Genomic DNA, 11,450 nt, shown 5'->3' on the forward strand with positions numbered 1-11,450 from the left:
TACCTAAATGCACTACGGGTTATTGATCTAAAATTGTACTCAAAATTGGAGAAGGGTTTACATATCCAGATAAGGCTTTTGCTCCTGTAACATCAATAAAATATTGAAAACTTTCGTCTTCCAAATTTAAACTCATTGTATTTGCAAAATGAACAATTTTATCGGTTAGTTTTCCTTGAAAAATTTCTGCTACTTCTTCCAAACTATAGTAATAATCATCAATTTGAATTTGATTTCCTTCGCCTTCAAAAACTAAATAAATGATTTTATAATCTCTAAAATATTTATCATGATAAAGAAGATTGGTCAAACTTTCTTCGAAACCTTCAAAGCTATCAGTCGTTTTATAAACATTTGTAATCTGAAATTCTCGAGCCAAATGTTCCAAAAATTCCAATAATTGCGAATCATTTTGCTCTTCAATATCTGCTACAGATTCCAAACAAAACAATTTGAAATCATCTTCGTCTTCAGTTCGTATAATATCCTTCATCTATTTTACTATTTTTCAAAGGTAAGATGTAATTTTTAAATGATTAAAATCACGCGAACAATGATTAATATTTATTAATTTAGAATTATTCTATATAAATAAATTTAATGAAAAATAATATTGATTTACAAAATCTTGCGGAACAATTGAGTTGTCCAAATGGAGACGAAGGAATTGAAGTTGGTGAGCAAATGAATGAAAGTAATTTTGGTATGATAAAAACGACAATAGATCATTTACAATTACAAAATAAAGAACAAATATTAGAGTTAGGTCATGGAAATTGTAAGCATTTACCTTATGTATTAAATCAAGCAAAGGATTTAGAATATATTGGTTTAGAACTTTCACAGGTCATGAAAAATAGTGCTATCACGAACAATTCTGATTATTTGAATGCAAATATTAGATTTGAAATAATTATGGATGAAAGAATTCATTTTTATGAAAAACGTTTTGATAAAATTTTCACAGTGAATACAATCTATTTTTGGAAAAATCCTAAATTTTTCTTGAGTGAAATTTATAGAGTCTTGAAATTCAATGGGGAATTTGCTCTTACTTTTGCTAAAAAGGAATTTATGGAAACTTTACCTTTTACTCAATTTGGCTTCAATTTATACACAGAAGACGAAGTGATAAAACTATTGAAATCAGCTAAATTTTCTATTGAAAATAGAAAAACATTTTCAGAAAGTGTAATTAGCAAAGCTGGCGAAAAAGTTGAAAGAGAGTATAGTATAATTATTGCAAAAAAATAAAATGATTTTTATTGATAATAAACTTAATTTTTTTGAGAAAAGAATGAGTAAATAATTTCTAAAGTAGAAAGAATTAGCAGAAATTTGTATCCTTATTTCAAGAATATGAAACAACCACAAAGAGTATTCGATTTATCTCGATTTCAAGAAAAAAATACACCTAACATTTCGATTTTTAATTACAAAGAAAAAGGAGAATGGAAGGGAATTTCGACAACAGATTTTATCAATCGAGTAAATAATATTTCGAAAGGTTTGATTGCAAATGGTGTTCAACAAAATGATAAAGTTGCGTTAATCAGCGAAAATCGTTTAGAATGGAATTTAGTAGATTTTGCAATTCAGCAAATTGGAGCTGTTGTTGTGGCAATTTATCCCAATATTTCGGATAATGATTACGAATTTATTCTAAATGATGCCGAAATCAAACTTTGTTTTGTGAGCAATGATGCGTTGTATCAACGATTATTAGGAATCAAAGATCGTATTCCAAATCTAGAACAAGTTTATACATTTAATACTTATCCGCATACACCAAATTGGATTGAGCTAATTTCGAAAGGAATTTCTATTTCTGATGAGGTTTTACAAACGAAGATGGACAATGTAAAACCAACTGATTTAGCAACTCTTATTTATACTTCTGGAACAACAGGAAACCCGAAAGGCGTTATGCTTTCTCACGAAAATTTATTGGCTGATGTCAATAGTTCCGAATATTCTTTTCCTGTAAAAGCGTATGATAAAGCGTTGTCTTTTTTACCTGCTTGTCATGCGTATGAACGCGTCTTTCAATACGTGTACATCAAAATGGGATTACCAATCTATTTTGCACAATCAATGGATACGATTGGGCAAGATATGAAAGAAGTTCAACCACATATTTTTTCGGCTGTTCCACGTGTTTTAGAGAAAGTTTACGATAAAATAATGGCGACTGGAGAACAATTGACAGGAGTAAAAAGAGCTTTATTCTTTTGGGCAATTTCGTTAGGAGAACAGTATGATTTAGACGAATCAAAACTTTCTGCTTGGTATAAATTTCAATTAAACATTGCTCGAAAATTAATTTTTTCGAAATGGAAAGCGGCGCTTGGCGGTAATGTCAAAGGAATTGCATCGGGAAGTGCAACTTTACAAACTCGTTTATTAAAATTGTATTTAGCAGCCGGAATTCCAATTTACGAAGGTTATGGTTTAACAGAAGCTGGACCTTGTTTATCTGTAAATTGTATCAAACGTGGAATGAAAATCGGAACCGTTGGTATTCCTTTGATTGATATTGAGATTAAATTAGCTGAAGATGGAGAAATCTTAGCAAAAGGTAAAAATATCATGCAAGGATATTATAAAAATTCTGAGGCGACGGCTGAGGTTTTGAAAGATGGTTGGTTGTATACGGGCGATATTGGAGAATGGGTTGATGATAAATTCTTAAAAATTATCGATCGTAAAAAAGAAATGTTCAAAACTTCTGGAGGAAAATATGTTGTGCCACAACAAATTGAGAAAATTCTTTCAGAATCTAATTATATCGAACAAATTATGGTAGTTGGAGAAGGACGAAAATTCCCTGCTGCTTTGGTTATTCCTTCTTATGAAAACTGTATTGATTGGGCAAAAGCAAATGAATCTTCATTGATTAATTTACCTCGTGAAGAGTTTTTAACGCATCCAAAAATTTATGAATTGATAGGAAATGAAATCAATAAATTAAATGTCAATTTTGGAAATTGGGAAAAAATTAAAAAATTTCATTTACTGCCTTATGAATTTACAATTGAAGCTGGAGAATTAACGCCAACTTTGAAGATGAAACGTAAAATCATTTCAGAAAAATATAAAAAAGAAATTGACGGAATTTATCAATAAAAACATCAATTTTTTAGAAAAATAACGAAGCAAGATTTTTATTAATCTTGCTTTTTTCGTGAAATAAAACTGATTTATGAAAATTTTGCACCAAATTTGCACTCTTTTTTATAAAGTTTAGTATTTAAAAAATGAATAATCCTACACGAATTTTTGACTTAGCTTATCGTCAACAAGAACTTTACCCCAATCATAATATGTTTGCAAGTAAAATTGATGGCGAATGGAAGTTTACAAAACCAGCCGAATTTATTGCGCAAACAAGAGAAATTTCGAAAGGTTTATTAGCTCTGGGAGTTAAACCTGGCGATCGAGTAGGACTTGTGTGCGAAAGCCGCTATGAATGGCATGTGATTGATTTTGCAATTCAGCAAATTGGTGCGGTTGTGGTAGCGATTTATCCAAATATTACAGATTTTGAATATCAATTTATCTTCAATGATGCCGAAATACAATTGTGTATTGTAAGTACAAAAAATTTGTATGAACGTATCAATAATATGTTTGGGACAATTTATAGTTTAGAATATGTTTTTGCAATTAATGAGTTCCCAGATTCTAGAAATTGGTCAGAATTAAAAGAAATTGGAAAAGATATAACAGACGAATATGTAAATAATCTTAGTTCAATTGTTCGAAATTCAGATTTAGCAACTTTAATTTATACGTCTGGAACAACAGGAAAACCGAAAGGTGTAATGTTGTCTCATAATAATTTGGTTTCGAATTTTATTGCGGCAAAAGAAATTGTTGTGTTAGAAGAAGGAACAAGAGGTTTGACTTTTTTACCGCCTTGTCATACATACGAAAGAACTGTAATTTATACCTATTTATATATTGGTGTAACGGTTTATTTCGCCGAAGGTTTTGAAAAAATTGGTGATAATATCAATGAAGTACAACCTCATATCATGACTGCTGTTCCTCGAGTGATGGAAAAAGTTTATGAGAAAATCCTAAAAACAGGTAGCGCTTTAACAGGAAAAAAACGAAAAGTTTTTGATTGGGCGATTAATATTGCTTCTCAATATGAACCTGATGCGAAGAAACGATCTTTGGTGTATAATGTGAAGTTAGCTTTAGCTCGAAAATTAGTTTTGAATAAATTTTATGAAGCGTTAGGAGGTAATTTCAAATATATTATTTCGGGAAGTGCTTCGTTGCAAGGTAAAATTGCGCGTGTTTTTATGGCGGCTGGATTACCATTTTTTGAAGGATATGGAATGACGGAAACTTCGCCTTTAATCACTGTAAATAATCCGCATAAATTAGGTGTTCGAATAGGGACTGTGGGTTCACCAATAAAAGATGTTAAGGTAAAATTAGCCGAAGATGGAGAAATTTTGGTTCAAGGTCCTAATGTGATGATGGGCTATTATAAAAATCAAAAAGCGACCGATGAGGTCATTATTGATGGATGGTTGCACACAGGTGATATTGGAGTTTGGGAGGAAGGAGAAGGTCATTTCTTGAAAATCATTGATCGTAAAAAGGAAATGTTCAAAATTTCTGGTGGAAAATATGTTGTTCCTCAACCAATTGAAACAAAACTTGTCGAATCAAATTTTATTGAGCAAGCAATGGTTGTTGGTGATGCGCAAAAATTTGCGTCAGCTTTTATTGTTCCGAATTATGCAAATCTGAAAGAATGGGCAAAAGAAAATGCACCTGAAATTAGTAATCTTTCTCGCGATGAATTCATAGCATCTACAGAAGTTCATAAAGTAATTAATCAAGAAGTTCGTAAAGCAAATCAGTTTTTTGGAAATTGGGAACAGATTAAGAAACCAGCAATTTTAGCGCATGAATTTACGATTGAAGGTGAAGAATTAACTCCAACTTTGAAATTAAAACGTAAAGTTATTCTAAAGAAATATCAGAAAGAATTCGAAGAAATTTATAAATAAAAAAATCCCTCAATTCATAATGAGTTGAGGGATTTTTTTATGGATTCATTCTTCCATTGGAATATCCTCGAATCACAGTATAATTTACTTTACTTATACTATCACTAAAAGAAGCGTTATCGGTATATAGAATAAAATCTACTTTCTCTTTGATATTTCCATGAGTTTCAAATTCATTATAAAGTGAATTAACTTGAAGTTTTCCTTTATTCTCCTTTAAGAATAATTCAAAAAATGAATCATTTCCACCTTTTGGAATAAAATAATTAGTTGGTAAATATTTACAATCACAATTATCAGTGCTCAAATAATAGTGTCCAGAACATTGTAATTCATATAATTTAATATCTCTAATTTTATAAGACTTTTTAAAATCAGAGCTGCAAGAGTAAAATAATAGTAGAAATAAAATTAGATATTTCATAATTGTAATATTTATGACGAAAATAATTCTTTTTAAGTTGAAGATAAAATTTTTGAAAAACTCATCATTTTATGCTATTTTCGACGAATTCTTTTCAAAATTACAAAACTATAAGTGCGCTATGGAAGCAACCAGAATTTTTGATTTACCAAAACGTCAGCTGGAGAAGTTTCCTGATTTATCCATGTTTGTATCCAAACAAAATGGAGAATGGAAACCGATGAAAACCACAACTTTTTTAGAACATGTTAATGCAATCTCAAAAGGATTGATCGCTTGTGGAGTTCAACCAGGTGAAAAAGTGGGACTAATCTCAGAAAATCGTGTCGAATGGAATATGATAGATTATGCGATACAACAAATCGGAGCTGTTGTGGTAGCGATTTATCCGAATATTTCTGACAGCGATTACGAATATATTTTTAGCGATTCGGCTATAAAATTGTGTTTTACAAGTAATCTCGATTTGTATACGCGAATCAATCAACTCAAAACAAAATTGCCTTCATTAGAGCAACTGTACTCGATTGATGAATTTGAAAATACAGAAAGTTGGAATGTTTTAATCGAAAAAGGAAAAACAATTCAACAAGAAGAAATAGACAAACGTGCCGCAAATGTAAAGCACGAAGATTTAGCTTTTTTAATCTATACATCAGGAACAACGGGAAATCCGAAAGGTGTGATGTTGTCGCACAAAAATATTATTGCAGATGTTATGGCTTGCGAATATTCAACACCACTTGATCCTTATGATCGTGCTTTGACCTTTCTTCCTGCTTGTCATGCGTATGAGCGAACAATTCAGTATTTGTATGTGTACATGGGGATTTCGATATATTTTGCAGAATCGATGGAGAAGATTGGCGATAATTTAAAAGAAATTAAACCGCATATGATTACGGCTGTTCCTCGTGTGATTGAAAAAGTTTATGAAAAAATCATGCAAACGGGAGCTCAATTATCAGGTTTTAAGAAATCTATTTTTGATTGGGCTGTAAAAGTTGGCGATGAGTTTGTGTTAGAAGATGATCAGCGTTCTACAATTTATAATTTGAAATTAGCAATTGCCCGAAAATTAGTTTTACACAAATGGTACGAAGGACTTGGTGGCGAATTAAAAGCCATTGTAACGGGAAGTGCAGCGATTCAACAACGAATTGTTCGCGTATTTTTAGCTGCCGAAATTCCAATTTATGAAGGTTATGGATTGACAGAAGCTTCGCCAGTAATTGCGGTGAATTGTTTTCGTCGAGGTAAAAAGATAGGAACTGTTGGACCTCCGTTGAAAGGTGTTGAAGTAAAATTGGCTGATGATGGCGAAATTTTAGTGAAAGGTGATATTGTGATGATGGGTTATCATAATTTACCAGAAAAAACTGCCGAAGAAATCAAAGATGGTTGGCTATACACGGGTGATATTGGAGAATGGATAGACAATAAATTCTTGAAAATTGTTGACCGTAAAAAAGAAGAATTTGCCCTACGTTTAAAGCAGAAAAGCTATAAAGATCTGGAAGAACTGGCACAAGGTGCATCACCNNGGACATTGGGAACAAATCAAAAAGATTGCAATTATTCCAAATGAAATGACCGTAGAAGGTGGAGAATTAACGCCAACGTTAAAATTTAAACGTAAAATTATTTTAGAAAAATACAAGAAACAATACCAAGAAATTTTTGGATAATTAATAAGAGTCTCAGTTTTTTGAGACTCTTTTTTATAACCTTTAATTAAGATTAAAATCTATATTTTTGTAAAAACAAAATCAATTGAATTCAGTTAAAGTTTACGCAAAACAAACAAGCAATTGGGGATTATTATTCGGTAGTCTTTTATTTTTTGCTTGTTCAATTTATTTATTTCTAAACGCCAATCAAGTTAATTCTCCGCAAACTGCAAAAATTTTAAGCGGAGTTTTATTTGTTCCAAGTTTACTATTCATCATCGTTTCAATCAAAAAATTGATGAAAAAACAATTGATTTTATTGATTGATAAAAAAGGAATTGTTTACAAACCTACGGATCATTTGAATTATATTGAATGGGGAAAAATTTTAGAAATTGAAGAACTGAAATTGCCTCGCCAACGTGTCATTAATATAAAAATTATTGATGCAGACGATTTTATCCATAACGAAACGCAGAAATTCTTACAAGCACGTATGAGATTTTGGAATAAAATGTATGGCGCTGTTGTTTCGTTTGACGCAAATACTTTAGATAAAAATCACTTCGAAATCATGAATCTTTTTGATGAATTTATGGAAGATTATAAGATTTCTACAGCTTCAAAAAATGATTAATTCGAAAGAATAGACTATTTTTGCAGCATGCAAATCGATTTACTTTATAAAAATTTGGGCATCAAAGATATGAATGCAATGCAACGTTCAGCATTCAAAATGTCCGAAAATCAACGAGATTTAATTTTATTATCACCAACAGGATCTGGTAAAACATTGGCGTTTTTATTTCCGACTTTAAGAGATTTAAATCCAGATGTAAAAGGTGTTCAAACCTTAATTTTAGTTCCTGCGCGTGAGTTAGCTTTACAAATCGAAACAGTTTTCAAATCGATGAAGTCTGATTATAAAGTAACGTGTTGTTATGGAGGTCACAATACAAAAGTTGAGCAAAATACTTTGTTAGAAGCTCCAGCTGTATTAATTGGGACTCCAGGACGTATTGCGTATCATTTGCGTAACGAAAATTTTGATCCTTCGACTGTTCAAACTTTAATTTTAGACGAGTTTGATAAAGCGTTAGAATTAGGTTTTCAAGAAGATATGAGCTTTATTGTAGAGCAACTTTCTGGTTTGAAACAACGTATTTTGACTTCTGCTACAGAAATGGAAAATATTCCAGAATTTGTTGGATTGAATGACGAAAAAATTGTGAGCTATCTAAAACAAATCGAGGTAAAGCCTGATTTACATATGAAAGTGGTTAACACCATTTCAGAAGAAAAATTGGATACTTTATTTAATTTGATTTGCAAAATTGGAAGCAAACGCATGTTGATTTTCTGTAATCACCGTGATGCTGTCGACCGTATTAGTAATTTGTTGCATGAAAAAGGAATTGCGCGTGAAAGTTTTCATGGTGGAATGGAACAAGACGAACGCGAACGTGCGTTACTGAAATTCAGAAATGATTCGGTTCGAGTTTTAATTACAACAGATTTGGCTGCGCGTGGTTTGGATATTCCAGAAGTAGATTCGATTATTCATTATCAATTACCTGCAAAAGAAGCCGCTTTTATTCACAGAAATGGACGTACAGCACGTATGAATGCGAAAGGTTTTGTGTATTTAATTATTAGCAATGAAGAACATTTTCCGTTTGTAAATGAAAATTTACCTGTCGAAAATTTAGGTGGAACATATAAGATTCCAGAACGTACACCTTACCAAACGATTTATATTTCTGCAGGAAAAAAAGACAAAGTAAACAAAGTTGATATTGTTGGATTTTTGTTCAAAAAAGGAGGTTTAGAAAAAAACGATGTCGGAATTATTGAGGTAAAAGATACCACTTCGTATGTTGCGATTAACCGTAAAAAAGTTCCGGACTTATTGAAAAAATTGAGCGGTCAAAAAGTAAAAAATAAGAAAGTAAAAATGCAAATTGCATATTAAAAATAGAATTTTATGTTAGCACACCACGTACTATTTTGGTTAAAAGATGACGCTACAGAAGCTGAAGTGAATACATTTCATCAAGCTTTGAAAGATTTAGAACCAATTGCTCCTTCAGTATTTTTTCATGTTGGAACACCAGCAAATATCGAAAGAGATGTTATCGACGCTTCGTATTCGTTTTCTTTGTTTGCAGCTTTCGAAACGATGGAACAATTTGAGACGTATCAAAAACATCCACAACATATCGAGTTTTTGAATGGTCCAAATAAATTAGCAAAACGAGTATTAATCTATGATGCAGATTAATCGTTAGAAAAATATAACCTTAAATCCGTCATTTGACGGATTTTTTTATTTTCTAAAACTTTATAAATCAAGTTTATTTATAATTAATTATACTTATTTTTGTACAAAATATAGTACATATGTTGATAACAAATATTTCTGAATTTAGAAAAGATATTAAAGAATATTTTGATCGTGTGACGAATAATTTTGAAACATTGATTATTAATCGTGGAAAAAATTCTGGTGTTGTTATTATGTCATTAGAAGAGTATAATTCGCTAATGGCTACGAATCATGAGCTTTCTTCTCGCAAAAATGAAGAGCGTTTGGATGCTGCAATTGAGAAATTAAAAACTCAGAAAACGTTTACAAAGGAGTTAATTGAAGAATAGATGAAAATCGTTTTTGTTGATGAATCATGGGAAGATTATTTGTATTGGCAAAAAACAGATAAATCTAAATTGAAAAAGATCAATGAATTGATTAAAGGTATTGCTCGAAATCCTTTTGATGGTCTGGGGAAACCAGAAGCTTTGAAACATAAATATGCAGGATTTTGGTCGAGAAGAATAGATCATGAACATCGGTTAATATATCGTGTTGTAGAAGATGAAATTCAAATTGCGAAATGTCGTTTTCATTATGATTGATATACTTCTTTATCAATCAACAATATAATCTATCATACAATAATCACGAATTTCTATCAAAATAAGCAAATAATCGTTACAAATACCCGTAAATTTGCAAATGATTTCTGAAAAGGAAATCAATAGAATTTAAGCAATGATTATAGAGACAGAAGAAGAGTTAATCGGAATGAAAAAAGTCAGCGAAGCTGTAGCCGTTACTCTTAAAGAGATGAAAGATTATGTAAAACCTGGAATGTCAACAAAAGAATTGGACGATTTTGGTGCGAAGATTATGCACAAATTTGGTTGCAAATCAGCTCCTTTCGAGACGTATCAATTTCCTGGTTATACTTGCTTAAGCGTGAATGAAGAAATTTGTCACGGAATTCCAAGAGCCGATAAAATTTTGAAAGACGGAGATGTGATTAATATTGATGTTTCTGGAGAATTAGGTGGTTTTTGGGCTGATAATGGAGGTTCTATTGTTGTTGGAGAAGATGTGAATGGTTATCAAAAAATTGTTGATGCATCTATTTCTGCGCTTCAAAAAGCAATTGCGGCTGTAAAATCTGGAGTTAAAATCGCTGATATTGGTGGAATTATTGAGAAAGAAGCAAAAAAACATCATTATCATGTGATTGAGAATTTAACTGGTCATGGAGTAGGGCGTTCATTGCACGAAGAACCATTGGATTTGATGAATTTCAGAGACCCTGATGATAAACGTCGATTCCGTAAAAATTCAGTTATTGCATTGGAAACTTTTATTTCAGAAAATTCTTACGAAGCAATTGAGCAAGCGGATGGTTGGACAATGATAGGAAATGCACCTGGCGTTTTTGCACAACACGAACATACTGTTTTGGTTACTTCTGAAGGTCCTATGATTTTAACGCACATGAATGGTAATTGGTAAAATTATATGAAGAGAAACGAATATATTAAAGTAGACCGCGAAGTGGTCAAAAAAATGAGCGAAGATATTCAGGCTTATTTAACAGAAAATAAGTTGGAACGTGTAAAAACTAAGGATATGATGCCTTTCTTAATTGAAAAAGGATATTTTCCTCACGACCGTAAAAAAGGATATCCTTTGCGTCAGATTCTAACAGATTTGAAAAAATCGGAAGAATTACATTTATTACCGCAAGCATTTCCAGAATATTTGGAAATCGAGAATAAAAAAACATCTACCTACTGGTATTTTAGTCCAGTAAAATAATATTAAACACTTCTATTGAAGTGTTTTTTTTATTGCTAACAAATTCAAAATCTTTACTTTTTGGAATATTAATTGATACAATTTGATCGTTTATTAGATGAAAAATCAAGCTTTTTAATTTCTTATCTTATGTCAATGAAATCTCGCTGATGACTGAGCTAAATTTGTCCTATCAAAATAAATAATTAACCCGTAGTGCATTTAGG

The 11,450-nt window shown here is 31.3% G+C and carries 13 protein-coding genes; 11 read left to right on the plus strand and 2 right to left on the minus strand.

Features of this window, described 5'->3' with window-relative positions:
- Positions 1-19 precede the first annotated feature (19 nt).
- Positions 20-493 (minus strand): DUF6642 family protein, encoded by a 474-nt coding sequence (locus tag B4L98_RS12330; protein WP_291078335.1) that lies wholly within the window; start codon positions 491-493, stop codon positions 20-22.
- A gap of 107 nt (positions 494-600) precedes the next feature.
- Between B4L98_RS12330 and B4L98_RS12335 the strand changes: the two genes are divergently transcribed.
- The 3 genes from B4L98_RS12335 to B4L98_RS12345 all read left to right on the plus strand — a co-directional run bounded on the left by B4L98_RS12335 (position 601) and on the right by B4L98_RS12345 (position 5,033).
- Positions 601-1,254: a class I SAM-dependent methyltransferase gene (locus B4L98_RS12335; RefSeq protein ID WP_221855054.1), complete on the plus strand. Its 654-nt coding sequence runs from the start codon at positions 601-603 to the stop codon at positions 1,252-1,254.
- 105 nt (positions 1,255-1,359) lie between these two features.
- Positions 1,360-3,126, plus strand: coding sequence for an AMP-dependent synthetase/ligase (locus tag B4L98_RS12340; protein ID WP_291048521.1), 1,767 nt, complete (start codon positions 1,360-1,362; stop codon positions 3,124-3,126).
- Between the two features lie 131 nt (positions 3,127-3,257).
- Positions 3,258-5,033 (plus strand): AMP-dependent synthetase/ligase, encoded by a 1,776-nt coding sequence (locus B4L98_RS12345; RefSeq protein ID WP_291048518.1) that lies wholly within the window; start codon positions 3,258-3,260, stop codon positions 5,031-5,033.
- Between the two features lie 37 nt (positions 5,034-5,070).
- On the opposite strand, the gene B4L98_RS12350 is transcribed toward B4L98_RS12345, so the two are convergent.
- On the minus strand, positions 5,071-5,457 hold the full coding sequence (locus B4L98_RS12350; protein ID WP_125350079.1) for a hypothetical protein: 387 nt from the start codon (positions 5,455-5,457) through the stop codon (positions 5,071-5,073).
- 184 nt (positions 5,458-5,641) lie between these two features.
- On the opposite strand from B4L98_RS12350, the gene B4L98_RS12355 reads away from it, so the two are divergent.
- The 8 genes from B4L98_RS12355 (at position 5,642) to B4L98_RS12390 (ending at position 11,244) form a co-directional block, all read left to right on the plus strand.
- Positions 5,642-7,045 carry an AMP-dependent synthetase/ligase gene (locus B4L98_RS12355; RefSeq protein ID WP_422653357.1) on the plus strand — a complete coding sequence of 468 codons (1,404 nt, stop codon included), beginning with the start codon at positions 5,642-5,644 and terminating at the stop codon, positions 7,043-7,045.
- A 185-nt stretch (positions 7,046-7,230) separates the two neighbouring features.
- On the plus strand, positions 7,231-7,764 hold the full coding sequence (locus B4L98_RS12360) for an STM3941 family protein (protein WP_221855062.1): 534 nt from the start codon (positions 7,231-7,233) through the stop codon (positions 7,762-7,764).
- Positions 7,765-7,791: 27 nt separating this feature from the next.
- The gene (locus tag B4L98_RS12365; RefSeq protein ID WP_291078338.1) at positions 7,792-9,099 is read left to right on the plus strand and encodes a DEAD/DEAH box helicase; all 1,308 of its coding nucleotides are present in this window, start codon (positions 7,792-7,794) and stop codon (positions 9,097-9,099) included.
- A 12-nt stretch (positions 9,100-9,111) separates the two neighbouring features.
- Positions 9,112-9,408, plus strand: coding sequence for a Dabb family protein (locus tag B4L98_RS12370; protein WP_221855064.1), 297 nt, complete (start codon positions 9,112-9,114; stop codon positions 9,406-9,408).
- A gap of 119 nt (positions 9,409-9,527) precedes the next feature.
- On the plus strand, positions 9,528-9,782 hold the full coding sequence (locus tag B4L98_RS12375; protein ID WP_221855065.1) for a type II toxin-antitoxin system Phd/YefM family antitoxin: 255 nt from the start codon (positions 9,528-9,530) through the stop codon (positions 9,780-9,782).
- Positions 9,783-10,040 (plus strand): Txe/YoeB family addiction module toxin, encoded by a 258-nt coding sequence (locus B4L98_RS12380; protein WP_221855067.1) that lies wholly within the window; start codon positions 9,783-9,785, stop codon positions 10,038-10,040.
- Positions 10,041-10,176: 136 nt separating this feature from the next.
- Positions 10,177-10,938 (plus strand): type I methionyl aminopeptidase, encoded by a 762-nt coding sequence (gene map / locus B4L98_RS12385; RefSeq protein ID WP_115000652.1) that lies wholly within the window; start codon positions 10,177-10,179, stop codon positions 10,936-10,938.
- Between the two features lie 6 nt (positions 10,939-10,944).
- Positions 10,945-11,244 carry a hypothetical protein gene (locus tag B4L98_RS12390; protein WP_125350083.1) on the plus strand — a complete coding sequence of 100 codons (300 nt, stop codon included), beginning with the start codon at positions 10,945-10,947 and terminating at the stop codon, positions 11,242-11,244.
- Positions 11,245-11,450: the final 206 nt, after the last annotated feature.

The organism is Empedobacter sp. UBA5528, assembly GCF_002426075.1.
GTDB lineage: Bacteria > Bacteroidota > Bacteroidia > Flavobacteriales > Weeksellaceae > Empedobacter > Empedobacter falsenii_B.